The 21,716-nt window shown below is 40.0% G+C and carries 14 protein-coding genes; 11 read left to right on the forward strand and 3 right to left on the reverse strand.

Going from position 1 to position 21,716, the window contains the following annotated elements; genetic code table 11:
- Positions 1-3: 3 nt before the first annotated feature.
- The 6 genes from OOZ15_RS11005 to OOZ15_RS11030 all read left to right on the forward strand — a co-directional run bounded on the left by OOZ15_RS11005 (position 4) and on the right by OOZ15_RS11030 (position 9,323).
- Positions 4-2,037: an alpha-L-arabinofuranosidase C-terminal domain-containing protein gene (locus tag OOZ15_RS11005; RefSeq protein ID WP_323053882.1), complete on the forward strand. Its 2,034-nt coding sequence runs from the start codon at positions 4-6 to the stop codon at positions 2,035-2,037.
- Positions 2,038-2,230: 193 nt separating this feature from the next.
- The gene (locus tag OOZ15_RS11010) at positions 2,231-3,895 is read left to right on the forward strand and encodes a ribulokinase (protein WP_265956459.1); all 1,665 of its coding nucleotides are present in this window, start codon (positions 2,231-2,233) and stop codon (positions 3,893-3,895) included.
- A gap of 91 nt (positions 3,896-3,986) precedes the next feature.
- A complete protein-coding gene (locus OOZ15_RS11015; RefSeq protein ID WP_265956460.1) occupies positions 3,987-4,688 on the forward strand; it encodes an L-ribulose-5-phosphate 4-epimerase in 702 nt (233 codons plus the stop codon).
- A gap of 250 nt (positions 4,689-4,938) precedes the next feature.
- Positions 4,939-6,447, forward strand: coding sequence for an L-arabinose isomerase (gene araA, locus OOZ15_RS11020; RefSeq protein ID WP_265956461.1), 1,509 nt, complete (start codon positions 4,939-4,941; stop codon positions 6,445-6,447).
- Between the two features lie 61 nt (positions 6,448-6,508).
- Positions 6,509-7,699, forward strand: coding sequence for an aldose epimerase family protein (locus OOZ15_RS11025; protein WP_265956462.1), 1,191 nt, complete (start codon positions 6,509-6,511; stop codon positions 7,697-7,699).
- Between the two features lie 4 nt (positions 7,700-7,703).
- Positions 7,704-9,323 (forward strand): sodium:solute symporter, encoded by a 1,620-nt coding sequence (locus OOZ15_RS11030; RefSeq protein ID WP_265956463.1) that lies wholly within the window; start codon positions 7,704-7,706, stop codon positions 9,321-9,323.
- A gap of 83 nt (positions 9,324-9,406) precedes the next feature.
- On the opposite strand, the gene OOZ15_RS11035 is transcribed toward OOZ15_RS11030, so the two are convergent.
- Positions 9,407-11,314 carry a glycoside hydrolase family 97 protein gene (locus OOZ15_RS11035; RefSeq protein ID WP_265956464.1) on the reverse strand — a complete coding sequence of 636 codons (1,908 nt, stop codon included), beginning with the start codon at positions 11,312-11,314 and terminating at the stop codon, positions 9,407-9,409.
- A 111-nt stretch (positions 11,315-11,425) separates the two neighbouring features.
- Between OOZ15_RS11035 and OOZ15_RS11040 the strand changes: the two genes are divergently transcribed.
- The 5 genes from OOZ15_RS11040 to OOZ15_RS11060 all read left to right on the forward strand — a co-directional run bounded on the left by OOZ15_RS11040 (position 11,426) and on the right by OOZ15_RS11060 (position 19,798).
- On the forward strand, positions 11,426-12,568 hold the full coding sequence (locus tag OOZ15_RS11040) for an MFS transporter (protein WP_265956465.1): 1,143 nt from the start codon (positions 11,426-11,428) through the stop codon (positions 12,566-12,568).
- Positions 12,569-13,061: 493 nt separating this feature from the next.
- Positions 13,062-16,187, forward strand: coding sequence for a SusC/RagA family TonB-linked outer membrane protein (locus tag OOZ15_RS11045; protein ID WP_265956466.1), 3,126 nt, complete (start codon positions 13,062-13,064; stop codon positions 16,185-16,187).
- 53 nt (positions 16,188-16,240) lie between these two features.
- The gene (locus tag OOZ15_RS11050) at positions 16,241-17,746 is read left to right on the forward strand and encodes a RagB/SusD family nutrient uptake outer membrane protein (protein ID WP_265956467.1); all 1,506 of its coding nucleotides are present in this window, start codon (positions 16,241-16,243) and stop codon (positions 17,744-17,746) included.
- 148 nt (positions 17,747-17,894) lie between these two features.
- The gene (locus OOZ15_RS11055; protein WP_265956468.1) at positions 17,895-18,857 is read left to right on the forward strand and encodes a sugar phosphate isomerase/epimerase family protein; all 963 of its coding nucleotides are present in this window, start codon (positions 17,895-17,897) and stop codon (positions 18,855-18,857) included.
- Between the two features lie 140 nt (positions 18,858-18,997).
- A complete protein-coding gene (locus OOZ15_RS11060) occupies positions 18,998-19,798 on the forward strand; it encodes a zinc-dependent peptidase (RefSeq protein WP_265956469.1) in 801 nt (266 codons plus the stop codon).
- A 175-nt stretch (positions 19,799-19,973) separates the two neighbouring features.
- Here the strand turns inward: OOZ15_RS11060 and OOZ15_RS11065 are convergent, their stop codons facing one another.
- A complete protein-coding gene (locus OOZ15_RS11065; protein ID WP_265956470.1) occupies positions 19,974-20,945 on the reverse strand; it encodes a YpdA family putative bacillithiol disulfide reductase in 972 nt (323 codons plus the stop codon).
- Positions 20,945-21,604, reverse strand: coding sequence for a ribulose-phosphate 3-epimerase (rpe, locus tag OOZ15_RS11070; protein ID WP_265956471.1), 660 nt, complete (start codon positions 21,602-21,604; stop codon positions 20,945-20,947). The genes OOZ15_RS11065 and rpe overlap by 1 nt, the downstream gene beginning before the upstream one ends.
- Between the last annotated feature and the right edge of the window lie 112 nt (positions 21,605-21,716).

The raw sequence follows: 21,716 nt of genomic DNA on the forward strand, positions 1-21,716 counted from the left end.
TAGATGAAAAAATCAATTTTAAAATATACTGTGATAGCCGTCTTGCTGATAGGAGGGGTATACAGTTGTAAAGAAAATACAGAAAAGAACACTGACAATCTGGAAGCAGTTGTTCCTATGGAAACAGCCGAGTTAGTAGTCGATCTTAAAGATACGGGGATCGAGATTCAGCCTACGATGTACGGAATCTTTTTTGAAGACATCAATTTTGCTGCTGATGGTGGTCTCTATGCCGAAATGATCAAAAACCGCTCTTTTGAATTTACTTTGCCCAAAACTGGTTGGGTGGAACCCAAAAGTAACCGTCATTCATTCAATAATGAATCGGGTATAATGAGTATTGTGCAGTATGCTGGAGAAAATACAAATCGTAATTACGCTCGCGTAGCGGTAAAAAATGATGAAGGTTATGTACTCATCAACGAAGGGTTTCGCGGTATGGGGGTAAAAGAAGGGGAGAAGTACAACCTCTCTTTGAAAGCGAAAAAAGGTAAAGATGATATTAAAAACATCAAATTTCAATTGGTAGATTCATTAGACAATGTGATTGGTGAAACTACGGTTGCTCCTGATGTTTCGGAATGGAAGACTTACGAAAAACAATTCAGTGCCACCAAAACCGAGATGAAAGCCAAAATGAAGATTACTTTTGAAGGTACCGGAACTATCGATTTGGATATGGTTTCCCTTTTCCCTGAAGATACTTGGAAAGGCAGAAAAAATGGTTTGCGAAAAGATCTTGTACAACTCTTGGATGATATGAACCCAGGATTTTTGCGTTTCCCCGGTGGGTGTATTGTAGAAGGACGAACCTTGGCGAGACGTTATCAATGGAAAAAAACAGTGGGTCCTGTTGCAGACAGGGAAATCCTAGTTAACCGTTGGAATACCGAGTTTTCTCACCGTCCAACTCCTGATTACTATCAAAGCTTCGGACTTGGATTTTTTGAATACTTCCAATTGTCGGAAGATATGGGAGCCGAGCCATTGCCGATTTTGGGTTGCGGAATTGCTTGTCAGTTCAATACAGGAGAATTGGTGCCGATGGACGAGCTCGACCCTTATGTGCAAGACGCTTTGGATTTAATTGAATTTGCTAACGGAAATACATCCACTCCGTGGGGTAAAGTACGTGCCGATATGGGACATCCTGAGCCATTCAACATGAAATATATCGGAATTGGAAACGAGCAATGGGGCGAAGTCTATATTGAACGTTACAAAGTGTTTGAAAAAGCGATAAAAGAAAAATATCCTAATATCGTGATTGTTTCCGGTAGCGGACCCTTCCCTGAAGGGGATTATTTTGAATACGGTTGGGAACAACTTAAAGAAATGAAGGCCGAGATTGTGGACGAACACTACTACAAACCACCAAAATGGTTCAGGGAAAACGCAACACGTTATGATGACTACGACCGTAACGGACCTAAAGTATTTGCCGGGGAATATGCCGCTCAAACTGTGGCAATTGCCAGTCCTGAAAACAAAAATAGTTGGGATGCTGCTCTATCAGAAGCGGCTTTCATGACCGGATTGGAACGGAATGCAGAGGTGGTTCATCTCACTTCTTACGCACCTTTGATGGCACATGTTGATGGTTGGCAGTGGACACCGGATATGATTTGGTTTAACAATTTGGAATCTGTCGGGACACCTAATTATCAGGTGCAAAAATTATACGCTACCAATGCCGGAACCGATTTACTTTCCATTACTGAAGATGGAAAACCGCTAACTGGTCAACATAATTTATACGCTTCCGCAGTAAAAGATCAAAATACAGGCGAATTGATTATTAAAGTGGTGAACACTTCATCATCAGAACAAAAAGTAGAGATGAAGCCTAATGGGGGTTCTGTAGCAAACACAGGAACGATTATCACGCTTCATCACGAAGACCTGGATAGCGAAAATTCATTCGAAGCTCCTGAAAATATCAGTCCGAAGTCAGAAGAATTTAAAACAGAAGATGGGGCGATAAATCTGGCGCTTCCGGCACAATCGATGACTGTGATTAAGGTGAATATAATTTAATTTTTTAGACCTGAAAGGTTTTCAAAACCTGTCGGGTCTGGTGAAATGATGAAGTTTAAATAAAAAATAATATTAAGTGTTTTGAATACACTTGCAAATAACTATATTTGTTTTCAATAAGAAACAAGAGATAAAAAGTTAGGTGTAAGGGGAGTAGTTGTACAAAACCTTACAGGGATTAAGGAAAAAGAAAATGAAAAAATACGTTATAGGATTAGATTATGGTTCTGATTCAGTTCGAGCGGTGTTGATAGATGTTCAGAACGGTGGCGAATTGGCCTCAGAAGTCTATTGGTATCCGCGATGGAAAGAGCAGAAATATTGTGATGCGGGCAAAAACCAATTCCGACAGCATCCATTAGACCATATCGAAGGACTGGAACACACTATAAAATCAGTAATTTCAGAGAGTGAGGTTAAACCTGAAACTGTGGTGGGTATTTGTATCGACACTACAGGTTCGTCACCGATGCCGCTGACAGCCGATGGAACGCCTTTGGCTTTGGTCGATGATTTTAAGGAAAATCCGAATGCGATGATGGTACTTTGGAAGGACCATACCGCAGTAAAGGAAGCCAATGAAGTTAATGAACTTGCCCGTACATGGGGAGGGGAAGACTATACCAAATATGAAGGTGGGATTTATTCTTCGGAGTGGTTTTGGGCAAAGATCCTACACGTAGCCAGGGAAGACAAAGCGGTGAAAAAAGCCACGCACACATGGATGGAACACTGTGATTATATCACTTATCTCTTGGCGGATCATAAAGACTTGAAAACCTTTAAGCGTAGCCGTTGTGCAGCTGGTCATAAGGCCATGTGGCACGAAAGCTGGAGCGGATTGCCATCTGAGGATTTCCTTTCGCAATTGGACCCGTATCTGGCGGAATTACGAGGAAATTTATATGATGATACGTTCACCTCAGATGATATCGCAGGACATTTAAATAAAGAATGGGCAGCCAAACTGGGCTTGACTACCCAGACTGTTATCGCCGTGGGAACCTTTGATGCCCATGCCGGTGCCGTAGGTGCAAAAATAGATGAACATGCCTTAGTGCGGGTGATGGGAACATCCACTTGTGATATTATGATTTCATCCCCTCAAGTGCTTGGTGATAAGACCGTAAAAGGGATTTGCGGTCAGGTAGATGGATCAGTTATTCCCGGTCTGATAGGTTTGGAAGCCGGTCAATCGGCCTTTGGTGATGTCTTGGCTTGGTTTAAGAATTTACTATCGTGGCCTATCGATAATTTGGTAATGAAATCAGACTTGCTTTCCGAAGAACAAAAAGAGCAATTACAAACGGAAATAGATACGAATTTCATCAGGAAATTAACGGCACAAGCAGAACAAATTCCACTATCCGAAGCTATTCCTGTAGCTTTGGATTGGGTGAACGGTCGCCGTACTCCCGACGCAAATCAGGAATTAAAAAGTGCCTTTACGGGCATTTCATTGGGAACTAAAGCCCCGCATATTTTTAAGGCCTTGGTCAATGCCATTTGTTTTGGTTCCAAAATGATTGTGGAGCGCTTTGAAAACGAAGGGGTGAAAATTGAATCGGTTATTGGGATTGGTGGTGTCGCACGAAAATCACCTTTTATCATGCAAACTTTGGCCAACGTGCTGAACCGCCCCATAAAAGTAGCCGAATCTGATCAAGCCCCAGCTTTGGGCGCTGCTATTTATGCGGCCGTAGCGGCAGGAATATATAAAAACGTGATAGAAGCCGCCCAAGTGATGGGAAGTCCGTTTGAAGCGGAATATTTCCCGCAATACGATGAGGTTCAGGAGTATGAAACGTTGATGGAATCCTATAAAACTTTGGGAGGTTTTGTTGAAAGTATAACATGATCCTCCCCCAACCCCTCCAAAGGAGGGGAGAAAAATCCCTTTTCTTAGGGGAAGTTAGGTAAGGACTCAAAAAGAAAAAAAAGAAAAAAATATGAGCACAAAATACAAATCCTTAAAAGAAGAGTGCTACGAAGCCAATATGGAGCTTAATGCTTTAGAGTTGGTAGTCTACACTTTCGGTAATGTAAGTGCGGCGGACAGGGACAATGGCGTGTTTGCCATCAAACCCAGTGGTGTCCCCTATGAAAAGTTAAAACCCGAAGATATCGTGATTTTGGATTACGAGAACAATATTGTGGAAGGCACAATGCGTCCGTCGTCCGACACTAAAACACATGCCTATTTGTATAAGAATTGGGACGATATTGGTGGGATAGCCCATACACATGCTACCTATTCCGTGGCTTGGGCACAGGCACAACGCGATATTCCTATTTTCGGAACCACGCATGCAGATCACCTAACAGCCGATATTCCTTGTGCGCCGCCAATGAGCGACGATTTAATTCAAGGGAATTACGAACACAATACCGGGATTCAGATCATCAATTGTTTTAAAGACAAAAATATTTCACATAAAGAAGTGGAAATGGTGCTTTTGGGCAATCACGGACCTTTCGCTTGGGGAAAAAATGCAGCGAAAGCGGTTTACAACAGCAAAGTATTGGAAGTGGTAGCCGAAATGGCATATCTCACCCTTCAGATAAATCCTGAAGCCCCGCGATTAAAAGATTCACTCATAAAAAAACATTACGAACGTAAACACGGCAAAGACGCCTATTACGGACAGTAATGAATGTATAGTGAAAAATGAATAATTAATAATGAAAAGTAGAGGCGTAAAGCTTTACGCTATTGGAAGCCTCACAGGTTTCCACTTGTCCCGTACTGAAACGTCGGGAAAACCTGTGAGGGCTGAATAGAATTAAGAGTAAAAAAAGAGTAATTGATAAAGAAAAATTAGTTGATTGAGTGTCTCGGCTAACTTAAATATGCTGAAAAATCACCAATTAACTAATCACCAATAACGAATAACTTAAAACATGATAGACATATCCCAAAAAGAAATCTGGTTCGTCACTGGAAGCCAGCATCTCTACGGAGAGGAAACCCTAAAACAAGTAGCGAATAATTCAAAACAAATTGCTGAAGGGTTAAACAATTCAAAACACATCCCTGTAAGCATAGTATTCAAACCTACAGTAAAAACCCCTTCGGAAATTACAGCATTGTGCGAAGCGGCCAATACATCAAAAAAATGTATCGGTATTGTGGCATGGATGCATACTTTTTCACCTGCAAAAATGTGGATTTCCGGTTTGAGTATCCTCAACAAACCTTTGTGTCATTTGCACACCCAGTTCAATGCTGAAATTCCTTGGGAGAATATCGATATGGACTTTATGAATTTGAACCAATCGGCTCACGGCGATAGGGAATTTGGTTTTATGATGTCCCGAATGCGCAAAAAACGTAAAGTAGTGGTAGGTCATTGGCAGGAAGAGCGTGTAGAAAAGAAAATAGGTAATTGGTCGCGTGTGGCTTTGGGTTGGGACGAAATGAAAAACCTGAAAGTTGCCCGTATCGGAGATAATATGCGCGAAGTAGCCGTAACCGAAGGTGATAAAGTGCAGGCGCAAATCCGTTTTGGAATGTCTGTAAACGGTTATGATTCAGCAGATGTGGTAGAAAAGATAAATGCAGTGAGCGAGGCTGAGCTTAGGTCACTTTTAAAAACTTATGAATCGGATTATAATTTAGCTGATAGCCTAAAAGAAGGCGGTGAAAAACGAGATTCCTTAGTTGAAGCTGCTAAAATTGAATTGGGCTTGCGTGCCTTTTTGGATGAAGGCGGATTTAAAGCCTTTACCGATACCTTTGAAAATTTAGGTGAACTGAAACAATTGCCCGGTATCGCGGCACAACGCCTAATGGCCGATGGCTACGGTTTTGGAGCTGAAGGAGATTGGAAAACAGCAGCAATGCTGCGTGTAATGAAAGTGATGGCACACGGGTTGGAAGGTGGAACTTCGTTCATGGAAGATTATACTTATCATTTTACACCACAAAAATCCTATGTTTTGGGATCGCATATGTTGGAAATTTGTCCGTCTATTGCTGATGCAAAACCGTCTTGCGAAGTACACCCGTTGGGAATTGGTGGGAAGAAAGATCCTGTACGTTTAGTGTTCAATGCCCCTGCCGGAAATGCTATCAACGCCTCTTTGGTAGATATGGGCAACCGCTTCCGATTGATTGTAAACGAAGTGGAAGCCGTAGAGCCCATGGGTGATTTACCAAAACTGCCTGTAGCCCGCGTGTTGTGGGATGCCAAACCTAATTTAGACATAGCCGCTACCACGTGGATTTTAGCGGGAGGGGCACATCACACGGTGTATACCCAAGCCTTGACCACTGAATTTATGGAAGATTTTGCCGATATTGCTGGTATTGAATTACTCGTAATAGATGAAAAAACATCTGTTAGGGAATTTAAAAATACAATGAATGCTAATGAAGCATATTATCATTTGTTTCAACATAAATTATAATTTTAATATAAGTACAGGCGCAATATTTTACGCCTTATCATTACTAATTAATCCATAAAATATGAAAACATTAAAACGAATTCTGGGTAGTATTGCCGCCATCACTTTTGTGTTTTTATGCGTTCAGTGTAAAAACGAAACAAAGAAAAAAGAAGGCAAAGAAGATCAGGAATCAGTTGTTGATGCCGAATCACTTGAAATAAGTAAATCTGCTTTTGGAAAATTACCTTCCGGGGAAGAGATTGATGAATACACCTTGGAAAACAGTAATGGGATGGAGGTCAGTATCATTACTTATGGCGGAATTATCACCGCCTTAAAAATACCGAATAAATCGGGTAAAATTGAAGATGTGGTATTGGGATATGGTTCCTTAGAGTCTTATTTGAAGAGCAGCCCATATTTCGGAGCATTGATTGGCCGTTATGGAAACAGGATAGCCAATGGAAAATTCTCTATCGACGGAAAGGAATATACATTGGCTCAAAATGATGGGAAAAATCATTTACACGGTGGAGAAAAAGGCTTTGATAAAGTAGTTTGGGAAGCCACTCAAATCAAAAACGAGGAATCCGTTTCATTACAACTCAGTTATTTGAGCAAGGATATGGAAGAAGGCTATCCGGGGAATCTTAAAACTACAGTAGTGTACACCTTGGATGATTCCAATACGCTTAATGTGAGTTATGAGGCCGAAACTGATAAAAAGACAGTGGTTAATCTAACACAGCATTCTTACTTTAACCTGTCCGGAGATTTCTCAAAAGATATTTTGGATCATGAGGTGGTTATCAATGCTGATGCTTTTTTACCTGTGGATGAAACCTTAATCCCTACCGGGGAATTGACCAAAGTTGCTGATACGCCTTTTGATTTTATTACTGCCAAAACCATTGGTAAAGAAATCAATGCTGAAGACGAACAACTTAAGCGTGGTAAAGGCTATGACCATTGTTGGGTGTTGAATGATCAAGATAAAGGAATGCGCTTTGCAGCCTCTGCTTATCACAAGGAAAGTGGTCGTTTTATGGAAGTTTATACAGATGAACCCGGAATACAGTTTTATACCGGAAACTTTTTAGACGGAACTTTACCTGCAAAAAATGGCGGCACTTATGCACATCGAACAGGTTTTTGTCTGGAAACACAACATTATCCAGATTCGCCTAACCAAACAGATTTCCCAACAGTAATTTTAAATCCCGGGGAAACATATAAAACCAAAACCTCTTTTAAATTTTCAGTGAAATAAACAAATGAAGACATTAGATACTTTTGATTGGATAGCAATTGGATTCTATTTCCTCTTGCTAGCAGGGATTGCCGTGTGGGTTATCCGAAAGAAAAACAGTACCACCGAAGATTATTTCCTTGCCGGACGTAATGTGGGCTGGTTTGTGGTTGGCGCATCTATTTTTGCGTCCAATATCGGTTCAGAACACGTGGTTGGTCTTGCCGGAGCAGGTGCGGGTGATAAACTACCGATGCTAATTTACGAAATCCAAGCCTGGGTGGTATTGATGCTCGGTTGGATATTCCTGCCGTTTTATGCTCGCAGCGGAGTGTTTACCATGCCCGAATTTTTGGAAAAACGTTTTGATGCACGTTCGCGTTGGGTACTTTCCGTATTTTCCATCATAGCTTATGTATTGACCAAAATATCGGTGACCATTTATGCAGGTGGAATTGTGGTTTCTGCTTTATTAGGAATTAACTTTTGGACAGGAGCTTTAGCAACCGTGATACTTACCGGAATTTATACTATTTTGGGAGGAATGCGAGCCGTGGTCTATACCGAAACACTCCAAGCCATCTTGCTGGTTATTGGTGCGGCTGTACTGACCGTCATTGGTTTAGACAAAGTAGGCGGATGGGAAAGTATGACTGAGACCGTAACTCCGGAATACCTTAATATGTGGCGCTCTATGGACGATCCTAATTTTCCATGGTTCCCGCTATTGACAGCGAGTACCATTGTTGGGATTTGGTATTGGTGTACCGATCAATATATCGTTCAACGTGTACTTACAGCCAAAAACATAAAAGAAGGTAGGCGCGGAACTATTTTTGGCGCTTTGCTGAAATTACTTCCGGTATTTTTGTTCTTGATTCCGGGAATTATCGCCTTGACATTGAAGATGCGTGGCGAACTGGAGTGGGATTCTCCTGATGAAGCCTTTCCGGTGCTGATGAGTAATTTGTTGCCATCCGGTTTACGCGGACTCGTAGCTGCAGGATTATTAGCTGCATTGATGAGTTCGTTGGCCTCGGTGTTCAACTCGTGTTCTACCTTGTTTACGGTAGATATTTATAAAAAATTAAGACCCAACACACCCGAAAAGAAATTGGTGCAAACTGGACAGATCACCACCTTTTTTATTGTAATTATCGGTATAATCTGGATTCCGATTATGGCAAATATCTCAGGAGTACTATATGAATACTTGCAGAGTGTGCAGTCTTATATTGCGCCTCCGATTACGGCAGTGTTCCTACTGGGAATTTTCTTTAAACGAATCAACGGAACAGGTGCCTTTGTTACCTTGGTTTCAGGGCTTGTTGTGGGAGCAGTGCGTATTGTGTTGGAGATAACAAAAGATTCGTTTGCTGAAAGCAGTTTGGTATATCAATTTGCTGATATGAATTTCCTCACCTTCAGTTCGTGGTTCTTCCTCTTCTGTGTAATATTGATTGTTGCCGTGAGTTGGCTTACACAAGCCCCTTCTGAAGAAAAAGTGAAGAATTTGACTTTCAGTACCATTTCTGAAGAAGAAAAATCCAATAATAGAAGCAGTTACAACTGGAAAGACATTACCATTTCCATTTTGGTAGTTGCTGTTGTGATAGCAGTGATGATTTTCTTTAACGGGAAGTAAAGAAGTAAAAGAAGTTTTAAGTTGATTGAATATTTATTTTAACCCTTCAAGATACTTCAAGTATCTTGAAGGGTTTTTTAATACTAAAACTTCATCACAAACCCACCATGAGGTTGTAGAGTTATGGAAGTTATCGAATCACTTTCAATATCTTGCTTGCTAAAGCCCGCCCCTGAATCGGTAATGAAAAACCCTTTTTTGTTTTTTAGAAAAGACAGGTCAATTGTGATTTCTTTTTTCTTGTTTTCCCCGTTGATGCCTATCACAAACCAGATGTCGTTAAAACGTCTTGCCATCACCACATCCTTGCCCGGATATCCGGTGATGAATCTGGACTCATCCCAGTTCACAGGAATGTCTTTAAGGTAGTCAACCACATAATCGGGTTGTTTGTTCATCCCTTCAGGGATTTCGGCAATATGTTGAATTCCGGACAGGAACAAAATGGGCAATGCCAATTCAAAAGCTGGTGTGGTCTTTCTTGTGATATTCGGAATGGAATCCAACACCATCGGGGTAAAATCCATCGGGTCAAACACATTTCGGGTAAAGGGTAAAAGCGCAGAATGTGAGGCTTGTTTATCTGCATTTTCTTGTTCAAATGTGATAAATTCTTCGCCTTTTATGGCTTCCACGGTCAATAGGTTGGGATAGGTGCGTTGCCAGCCTCGGGGGAGGGTGGCTCCGTGGAAATTCACTAACAATTTATGCTTGGTAGCATCCTGCAAAATATCGTGGTAATAGGCAATTACAGACTGACCGTCACCGCCAAAAAAGTCGATTTTCACTCCCGAAACGCCTATTTCATTCAGTTTTTTGAATTCTGACACTCGATTTTCAGCAGTGACCAATTTATCTCTTGGGGTGTAGGGTGTGGTATTCCAACTTCCGGCGGAATTGTACCAAACCAATACTTTTACGTCTTTCGTTTTGGCATAATCGACCAGTTCTTTCATTCGGTCATAACCTATTTTTCGATCCCAATCGGCATCAATTAGACAATAAGGCCAATTCATATCAGCAGCGTATTCAATGAATTTTTTTGAGGTTTCATAATTGGTGAAATCATCTTTCAGTAAGACCCAACTCCACGAAGAAAAACCGCCTTTTATGAAAGAAGTGTCCATATCGATGGCTTTTTCAGCTAAATCAGTGCCTAAAGTGCTTTCAGTAATGGTTTTTAGATCCCCGATGGCAAGAATACGCCAAGGGGTTTCCCAAGGCGTAGTAGATTCCGGATTTAGTGCACCATTGGGTAATGCTTCTTCTGATTGGGGGAAGGTTATTTTCAAAGATTGTGCTTCTTCGTTGTATTTTAGGTGGGAAGCACAATAATTATTTTTCAGTCCGGTTTCTGAAACCAATACCCAAGTATTTTCAGCTTTAAACAAGGCAGGAAAGACCCAACCTTCGCCAATTTCTGAAGTGATGTTTACAGGAACACCCATTTGATAATGTTCTTCATAGGACGGATTGGTACTTTGCCAACCGGTTTTGGCTTTGGACATAGGTTGCAGCCAACTTTTGGTATTTGCTGTAAAATTGAACGTGGTTTTTTCATCAACAATTTTTTTCAGTTTTGAAGATGATTCAGGAAAGACATATTTAAAGGCGATCCCGTCGTTTGAAAGGTTGAAAACAACATTCATTTTCTGATTGTTTTCATTTTCCAACGCTATGGTGTACTGATTGGCATGATAATCAATCTTCTTTTGCTTTCCTTGAAGCATGGTATAGCTGTCTGTATATTCTTCCGTAGCAATATTCAGGATTTTAAGTCCGTTGTAGAAATCGGCATTTTCTTGCAGAATTCCCAAGGATGAAGTGTCGAGAACGAGACTGTCGTGTTTAAACACCCGGTAATACAGGTGGTTTTCTTTGGTGTTTACTTCCACCGAAAGCGAATTGTCTGGGCTGCTTAAATATTCACTTTTTTTGTGGGAACAGGACAATATCAATAGCCCAATGAGGAGGTAAAGTGATTTTTTCATTTTTAAATGTTTGGTTAACACTTATAAATATAATCAATTTGTTAAGTTTAAAAAAATCAAACCGAAGAAGAATCATTATTCCTACTTTTGCAATCTGTTTTTTGGATAGCTATGAACAAACTCACTCAACATCGCATTGCACTAAGTGCATTTTTTTTCCTGTCGGGAATCAATTTTGCGTCTTGGACATCGCGTATTCCGACGCTAAAAGAGCTTTACAATCTTAATGATGCTGAACTGGGCACAATTTTGATAGCAATGCCATTGAGTTCATTTGCTGGGTTACCGATTTCAAGTTGGTTGGTGTCCCGTTTTGAGACCCGTATCCCGATGTTATTTGCCTTGCTGTCGATGTGTCTGGCATTGTTCAGCATTGGTTATGTAGATTCCATAGTCTTTTTTGTATTGAGCATTTGCGTCTTCTCCTTCTCCATGCGTATTGTGAATATCGCGATGAATACACAATCCATTAACCTTCAAAAACTGTATAAGAAAAAGGTAGTAGGTTCATTTCACGGACTTTGGAGTTTAGGAGGCCTTTCGGGTGTTACTGTTTCAACTTTAATGATAAAATTGGACATGAGTTTGTCCGCCCATATGCTTATTATTGCTGTTTGTTCCGTACTGGTAACTTTATGGGTATTCCGGTTTTTGCTGAAAAACGATATTTCAACGGCAGGAAACAAACTCATTCTCGGAAAACCTGATACCTTTATACTGTTTTTAGGGCTTTTGGTGTTTTTTGCCGCCGTATGTGAAGGTGGGATGTTCGATTGGAGTGGGCTCTACTTCAAAGAGGTGGTGAAAGCCGATGTATTCACTTATGGCTATCTTATTTTTATGGGATGTATGGCCTTGTCCCGTTTTTTTTCCGACGTATTTGTTGAAAAAATCGGATTGAAAAAAACCTATGTTATTTGTGCCGTACTTATTGCAATCGGAATGCTCACAGCTATTGTCTTTCCGTATTTTTGGACGGCTATGCTTGGGTTCTGTTTGGTAGGTTTTGGTACTTCGGCAGTGATCCCTATGACCTTTATGTTGGCAGGACAATCCAAAAAATATTCCCCTGGGATGGCTATATCTATCATAGCTACTTATGGTATCACAGGCATGTTTGTCGGTCCGCCATTAATAGGCTATCTCTCACATAGTTTTGGATTACAGCGCGCCTTTTTAGTGTTTGTGATCGCTGGATTGATGCTTATTCCTATTTCACGAAGTTTCTTTAAACGTCAGGATGTGGAGTTGTAATATGACGACCAATTTCTTCTAGATTTTCGATAAAAATTCTGCCTCCAATTCCAAAAATCACAATATCAGCACAGTAATTTTATGAAATTGTCAATAGAATGACAAAATAGTATTAAAAATAAGGTCTTTCTGAAACTACTTTTGTTGTTAGTTAATTGTTATTGTTCATTTTGTGAATAATAGCTTCATATAGCTGTTTCTTGAGACGTACTCTCTTGAAGCGCAATAATTAAAGTTTGAATTAGTTAGCCTATCAGCTGTAAAATGAATCCCTTTTATATAGGCTGTCGGCTAACAATGATTTACTTTGTTTTATAAGTTAGCACTTAACTTTTGAGGGGGTATTGCTGCTAGAGCAATGCCTCTTTGAAAGTGTTTAACTTACTGCTGTTGTTGTTTTTAGGGTATTTCTTCTTTCACAGCTATATAGATAACGGGTTTGTTTTTAGAATCCACAGGATCAATCAACTTTATTAATTAAAAAAACATTTGTATGTCAAAAATTAAACTTTTTGGTATTGTACTATTCTTCGGATTATTACAATCAGCCTGGGCACAAACAAAGACAGTTACCGGTATGGTAGTTGATCAAGAGGGAGCTCCGATTCCCGGTGCGAATGTGCTGATTAAAGGTACTGCGCAGGGTACAAGCACTGATTTTGATGGAAATTACACCATTAATAGTATAAATGAAGATGCAATTTTGGTGTTTTCATTTGTCGGTTTTGTATCGAAAGAAGTAGCTGTTACAGGAAAATCAACAATCGATGTGGTATTGGAAGAGGATTTTGAACAGCTTGGTGAAGTAGTGGTCGTTGCTTATGGAACATCCACTAAAAAGGATTTAACAGGAGCTGTTGGGATTGTAAAATCTGACGATATCAATAGTTTTCCTGCAAACAATGTCGAACAAGCACTTCAGGGTAAGACCAGTGGTGTTCAGGTAACACAAAATTCGGGGGCTCCGGGAGCATCGGTTTCTGTAAGTATACGGGGAACAGGTTCATTTGGGAATACTGCACCTTTATATGTTGTTGATGGGTTTCCTACTCAGGATATTTCGTTTTTAAACCCAAACGATATTCAAACCATATCAGTATTGAAAGATGCTTCAGCATCTGCTCTATATGGTGTGAGGGCAAGTAATGGGGTGGTCATCATCCAGACAAAAGAAGGTACACCAAACAAACTATCGGTATCTGTAGATTCGTGGACAGGAATACGAACTGCACCAAAAAATATTGATGTTTTAAATGCTCAACAATTTGCCGAGTTTGCTTCAGAATTGGGAACTTCCCAAGGCAAAGAAATTATGGATGAATGGAGCAACCCAAATGCCTTGACCAATGTAAATTGGCAAGACTATGCTTTTAATGATGCTTTCAGAATGGGGCATAGTGTAAGCGTGTTGGGAGGAAGTGATAAGTTAAGAGCTGCATTTTCTGCCGGGCTTCTGGAAGAAGATGGGGTTGTGGTCGCTTCTTCTTTTAAAAGGTATAATGTCGGCATGAATGTTAGTTATGATCTGTCTGAAAAATTCAGGGCAAAAGCAAATCTTAAATATACATATAGTGAAAGCTACCAAAATCTGGGACAAGGATACTACAATTTGAACAAAGTGTTTGCCAATGTGCCTTATTTGGATGATAGAACAGGAACTAACCTGCCGTATGACGGACAAGGAAATTATGGGGCATTTACAGATTCAGGTTTGATCAGTCAGAGTGTGAATGTACTTGCTCAGGCTCTTCAGCAAGACAATGACAATTCAAGAAATGTTGTTTTGGGTAATTTTAGTGTGGAATATGATTTTATAAAGGATTTTACCGCTAAAGTGAATTTCGGGTTCAATTCTCAAAACTTCGCCGGATGGAATTTTGTTCCAACTTTCGATAGGGGGAGCAGTAACAATGATCAAAACCCAACTGCACAATACAATATCAGTCAAAACACCTCCAACGAATATGTTTTGGAAGGACTCTTAGAGTACAACAAAGAAATAGGAAAACATACTGTTGGTGTTTTGGTAGGGGCTTCATCACAACAGAATAAATACAAAAATGTGTTTGTAGACAGTAGGGGGTTTTTGAATAACGATATCAGAGATCTTTCTCAAGCCGAAACGATTTCAGACCAATCTGGTACATGGGGGACAAGTACGCTGGCGAGTACTTTTGCGAGATTGAATTACAATTTTGATCAGAAATATTATATAACGGCAACGGTGCGAAGAGATGGAAACGGAGATAGATTTGGGAAAAACAATTTATATGGAGTGTTCCCGTCTTTTGCATTGGGTTGGAACATAGACGAAGAAAGTTTTATGCAGGACAGTCCGTTTGATGTTTTAAAACTCCGTGGAAGCTGGGGAGAAACCGGATCGTTCTTAGGAATCGCTCCTTTTCAATACTTAGCCTATTATAACAATGGATCTGCTGCCGACGATGCAGGATATGTGTTTGGAAATACACCTGTGCAAGGAGTACAGCCTGTTTCTTTGGCAAACCCGGATTTAAAATGGGAAACCCAAGTGCAAACAGATATAGGGGTAGAAGGGGAGTTGTTGGACAGGCACTTGTATTTCACGGCCGATTGGTTTAGAAGAGAAGCGAAAGACTTTTTGATCGACCTGCCTATTCCTTCACAAACAGGATTTACATCCAAAGCAGTTAATGGAGGAAACGTAGTAAATCAAGGATGGGAGCTTTTGGTAGGCTACAGAAAAATGGAAGGCGATTTCAAGTGGGATGTCTCTGCAAATTTTACCACAGTTGATAACGAGGTGACAGCATTAGTAGAAGACTTGGAATATAAAACAGAATCGTTTGAGTTCGTTCCTGATTTTGTCGATGATTGGTTAGGCTTTACCCGATCTTATGTAGGAGGTAATGTAGGAACGTTCTACGGATACAGGGTAGATGGGATTTTTCAAACCCAAGCAGAAATTGATGCTTTGAACAGTAGCGCTCCGGAAGGGGTATATCAATCTGCTGAAACAGCGCCCGGAGATAGGAAGTTTAAAGACCTTAACGGAGATGGTGTTGTTAACGGGGATGACAGAGAGGTGATAGGAAGTCCGATTCCCGATTTTTATGGAGGTTTGAATTTCACCGGTAGTTATAAAAACTTTGAGTTGATGCTCGACTTTTATGGGACTTATGGGAATGAGATTCTAAATTTCGTAAGGAACGAACTGGAAAGAGCCGGCGGTTATGGTCTAGATAATGCCTATACCAATATCGGGGTAGATTATTACAACAACAGATGGACTCCGGAAAATCCTTCAAGTACTTATGCCAGAGCTGTAGTATCCGATCCTAATAAAAACAATAGGGTTTCAGACCATTTTGTGGAAGATGGTTCTTATTTAAGGTTGAGAAATCTTAGGATAGGATACAATTTGCCATCTACTGTTGTTGATGCTATCGGCATGAGTTCAGCAAAAATTTATGTAAGCGGACAGAACCTGATCACTTGGACGGATTATAGTGGATGGGATCCGGAAATTGGTCAAGTAGCCGATGTTAACGGAAACTCCAGTGTACAGACCAGGGGAGTAGACTTTGGAGCATATCCAATTACAAAATCATTCACCTTAGGTGTTAATTTACAATTTTAAAAAACAGAGTCATGTATATAAAAAGTAAAAAAAGAAATATAATCAGAATGCTAATGGCAGGGTTTATCCTGTGTCTTTCTGGTTGTTCTGAAGAATTTTTGCAAGATCAAAAATATGATGGCTTAAGTGACGAAGTTATTTTTTCATCAGAAGAAACAGCTGTTGCATCAGTAACAGGAGTATATGATACTTTTCAAGGGAGTCCGATAGAATATTTGACAAAAGCGGTATTCTATCCTGCAAACTTCTTAACACAGGATTTTCTAAATATAGGAGCTGATACCTTCTTTCAGACTTTTGAAATTCCAACAACCTTTCCTGCATTCAATAATATGTGGATTCAAAACTATAAAGGTATAGGAAGGGCCAATACAGCTTTAGATAATCTTTTACCAGCTGTTGAAAGAGGTGATATAGATGCCGAACTTGGAAACAGGCTTATGGGGGAATGTTATGCTATAAGGGGTATTTTGTACAGCTTGTTGGCTTCAAATTTTGGTGGCGTTCCCATTGTTGTGGAACCGGCAGGAGGAAATGTTGATGCATTTGCCCCTAGAAATACTCAAGATGAAGTGTTCCAGCAAATAGTTTTGGATATGCAAGAGGCTGTAAAAGTCTTACCATGGAGCTATGATGCTGAAAATTTAGGTCGTGTTACCAAAGGAACTGCCTATGCTTATATGGGAAGTGCCTATATGTGGTTAGGGGAATATGAAAAAGCTATCGAGGCTTTTGAAGCCTTGGAAGGTCATTATACTTTGGAAGAAGAGTTTTTGGACATTTTCGCATACGATAATCAGAATGGGAAAGAATCTATTTTTGAAATTCAGTTGTATGATAGTGAAGGTGACCTTGGTTGGGGACATACCGATAATGTAACTTTCCTTCAATCGTTTACCATGCCCAATGAAATTGCCAATGGAGGTGGTTATTCTGCGGCAGCTAAAGCATTGTACGATTCTTTTGAAAGTGGGGATGAAAGAAAATTGGCCACGGTGATCGGCCCTGGAGATGAACATCCCGATCCATTGATCAATATATCGGATTATCCAAACATTCAAGAGAATTTCGGCGGGATTAATACATGCGGGACTATCGATGAACCTTGGTTGGGAATCGACGGCTTACCGGGAAGAGAAGGGTATTATGGTGTGAAAACCTGGAGAAACCCTACGGTTGATGGATGGTCAGGACCTAACATTTTTGGAGGTAGAAACCTTATTTTTATGAGATATGGGGAAGTGCTGTTGAGTTTGGCTGAATGTTACCATAGATTAGGCGACAACGCCACAGCGATGGATTATGTGATGCAGGTAAGAAATAGAGCAGGATTGACCGATGAGCCTAGCGGGAATATGATAGATGTCATTATCGATGAATACAGACACGAACTCGTGGGTGAATTTTCTTTATGGTGGTTGTTCAGAAGAACTGGAGAACATGAAAGATATTTGCAAGAGGAGTTTGGAGTAACAGTACCTAGTGGAAGGGATTTAATGCCCATTCCGCAAGAGCAAATTGATATTAACCCGAATTTGACACAAAATCCCGGATATTAATTGCAGTTAGTAATTATCAAAAGGGCTTTGAAGATCCAAAGCCCTTTTGTGTTTTATGGATTCAAAAATAAATGGAGGTTTGTTCACTATGGATAAATGTCTTAGTTTTAGTCTTAAGTAAAAGAGATAACTAATCAATTCAAATAATATGAAAAGAAGACAATTTGTAAACGCAACAGCCAAAACCGGCTTGGCATTGTCGTTTCTGGGTGTTATGGCTTGTAAAGAGCAAAAAAGGAAAACTACAGAAGAAATTGTAGCTGATATTGAAGCCGATGCCCCCTTGTTTTTTAAACTTTCACTAGCACAGTGGTCATTGCACAGAGCGTTGAAATCAGGAGCTATGGACAATCTGGATTTTGCAGCGAAAGCCAAGAATTTGGGATGCGAAGGTCTGGAATATGTAAATCAATTTTTTGCTGATAAAGCTGAAGACAAAGCTTATTTGGACCAAATGAACGATCGCGCCTCTTCTGAAGGTATGGAAAATGTACTGATCATGATCGACGGGGAAGGACAATTGGCTGATCCAGATACAAAGAAAAGGATTCAGGCTATAGAAAATCATTACAAATGGGTAGAAGCCGCAAAATATTTGGGATGCCATGCCATTCGTGTGAATTTGGCTGGCGGAGAAGAGATGGAGGAAGCTTCTAAAGCAGGAGCGGACTCCCTTTCCAAATTGTCTGAGTTTGCTTCACAACACGACATCAATATTTTGGTGGAAAACCACGGAGGTTTTTCGTCCAACGGAGCTTGGTTGGGCGGTGTGATGAAAGAAGTGGGATTGGACAATTGTGGGACATTGCCCGATTTTGGTAACTTCTGCATAGAACACGGACCGGATTATTCATGTCTTAAAGAATACGATCGATATAAAGGGGTAAAAGAGATGCTTCCTTATGCAAAGGCGGTTAGTGCAAAGTCCCATGATTTTGATGCTGAAGGAAATGAAACCCATACCGATTACCTCAAAATGATGAAAATGGTTAAAGATTCTGGATACACCGGATTTGTGGGGATTGAGTATGAAGGAAACGAAGCTTCAGAAGAAAAAGGGATTGAACTTACCAGGGATCTTTTGATAAAAGTAGGAAAAGAATTGGGATGACCGTTTAAGCGCAGAACATTCGATAGCATGGCGTGGGGAGTTCCTCAAAAAAATAGCCTGTATTTTGTCTGTTGAAAATGATAAAATACAGGCTAACTGTTTCATATTCAGTAAAAATGTAGTATTTTCAGAATATGATTGTGCCTCTACTACTTGGACTGCCCGTAGTCTTGCTTTTTACGTATTGGGGTTTTAACCTCACAGACCTTGCTTATTCCAGAATCTACGGTAAGCCGTTGATTGTTCACGATCATATCTACCTAAAAAAACTGGCACCCGAGGATATTAAGGTCATAGCTTCCAATTTTTCTTTTTACAATAAATTAAGCCACCATAAGCAAAAGGTTTTTGGTCACCGGGTGCAGGTATTCATCAGCGATAAGGAATTTATAGGCCTCGGAGGTTTTAAGGTTTCCCGGGAGGTGAAATTGTTAGTGGCTTCGGTCTCGGTGATGCTGTCCTTCGGAATGCGGACTTATCTCATAAGATCCATAGAAAAAGTAATCATTTATCCAAATTCCTATTTTTCAGCGATCAATCAGGAATTTCATTTAGGGGAATTCAATCCTCTGGTGAAGGCCATTGTATTTTCTTGGGAAGATTTTTTAAAGGGTTTGGGGAATGAAAAGGACAATATCAACTTAGCGGTTCACGAATTTGCACATGCTATAAATTACAGTGCCTTACATCGAAGTGATTCCAGTTCCTTGTTGTTTTCTGATGGAATTAAAAAAATAAAACGCCTGCTCAGTACAAAAAGCTACACAGGGAAAATCAGGGAATCCAATTATTTGAGAAGATATGCATATACGAGTGAGTTTGAATTCTTTGCGGTATGTTTAGAGCATTTTATTGAAACTCCGGCACAATTCAAAAAGGAATTTCCCGAATTGTTCGAGATTATCAAAAAAATGATGAATTTTGAAATGACTGAAGTTTAATCACTTTAAGCTTTACTTGTGTTGAATTATACTTTTGGAATTTGATGAGATCTAAAAAACTGCAAATATAGATGTCATACTAAAGCCTGTCGAAGTATAATTTACTGAAATTCAATATGTCTTCGACAGGCTCAGACTGACAAATCAAATTCACCAACGGCTTTTTAGCCTCAGTTCATTTTTTCACTTTACTTTCAATATCACTAAGAATCATTTTCGCATGAACCCTTGAATTTTCAATAAACCACAGATGCGTGTCCATTCCTCCACAGATAACTCCGGCCAGGTATAAATCTTTGACATTGGTCTCCATAGTTTCTTCGTTGTATTGCGGATAGAATTTCCCGTCTTCTGATAATTGAATCCCCATTTTTTTCAGAAAATTAAAATTGGGTTTGTAGCCTGTAAGCGCTAAAACATAATCATTTTCAATGGTTTTTTCGCCTTCATGAGTGTTTAAAACCAAACTGTCGTCTTTGATCTCTTTTACCGTTGTATTGAAAAAAGCCTTGACGCTTCCCTCGTCAATCCTATTTTCAATGTCGGGTTTTACCCAATATTTTACGCGAGGACCAATTTCTGGGCCTCTCACGATCATGGTGACATCGGCTCCTTTTCGGTAGCATTCCAAAGCAGCATCTACGGCAGAATTGCTCGCTCCAATCACAGCCAGTTTTTGCATGGAGTAGAAGTGAGGGTCTTTGTAGTAATGTGCAACTTTAGACAAATCTTCACCCGGAACCTCGATAGTATTGGCGATGTCATAAAATCCGGTAGCCACAACGACATATTGGGAGGTGTAAGTTTCTTTTTCCGTTTTGATTTTAAAATTCCCGGTTTCTTTTTCAACCGAAAGCACTTTTTCAAAAAGGTTGATATTGAGCTGGTTTGAAGTAACGATCCTACGATAGTATTCCAGGGCTTCGTTCCTTTTTGGCTTGGCTTCTTTACTGATAAAAGGAATCTCATCGATCTCCAATTTTTCCGAAGAAGAGAAAAACTGCATGTTCATGGGGTAGTTGAAAAGGGAATTTACAATGGGACCTTTTTCAATGATCAAATAATCAATTCCTTTCTTCTTGGCTTCCAAACCACAGGCTATGCCTATGGGACCTCCTCCAATAATGATTAAATCTATGTGTTGCATTAAGAAATCGTGTCTTTTAATTCTTTGATGGTCGTTAACTGATCTTTACTGCTGAAAACAAAACTTCCGGCTACCAAAACATCAGCACCTGCATCAGTTAGTTTTTTTGCATTGTCGATGTTTACACCACCGTCTATTTCAATAAGTGTAGAAGCATTGTTTTTGACGATGATCTCTTTCAGTTGTTTGACCTTTTTATAAGTGTTGTCGATAAAACTTTGTCCGCCAAAACCAGGGTTTACACTCATGATCAAGGCGATGTCAACATCTTTGATAACATCTTCCAAAACGTTGACAGGGGTATGCGGATTGAGGGCGACACCGGCTTTCATGCCTTCAGCTTTTATGGCTTGCAAAGTGCGGTGCAGATGCGTACAAGCTTCATAATGAACCGTTAGATGGTGAACGCCCAGATCGGCAAATGCTTTTATATACCTGTCAGGGTCAACGATCATCAAATGAGTATCCAGTATTTTGTTGGCATGTTTAGCGATTGCTTTTATAACCGGCATTCCAAACGAAATATTCGGCACAAAAACACCGTCCATCACATCGAGGTGAAACCAGTCGGCTTCACTGTTGTTCACCATTTCGATATCGCGCTGTAAATTGGCAAAATCTGCTGCTAAAAGTGATGGGGCTACTATTTTTTTACTCATATCGTGCTGCTATATAATTAAACTGTGTTGATTCACGGTTTTTATATGAAAAGTAGCTCATAAAGCGGCATAAACTTTTCAGTTATAATAACAAAATTAAAAATAAGAATAA

This window comes from Galbibacter kalidii, from assembly GCF_026241135.1.
Taxonomy (GTDB): domain Bacteria; phylum Bacteroidota; class Bacteroidia; order Flavobacteriales; family Flavobacteriaceae; genus Galbibacter.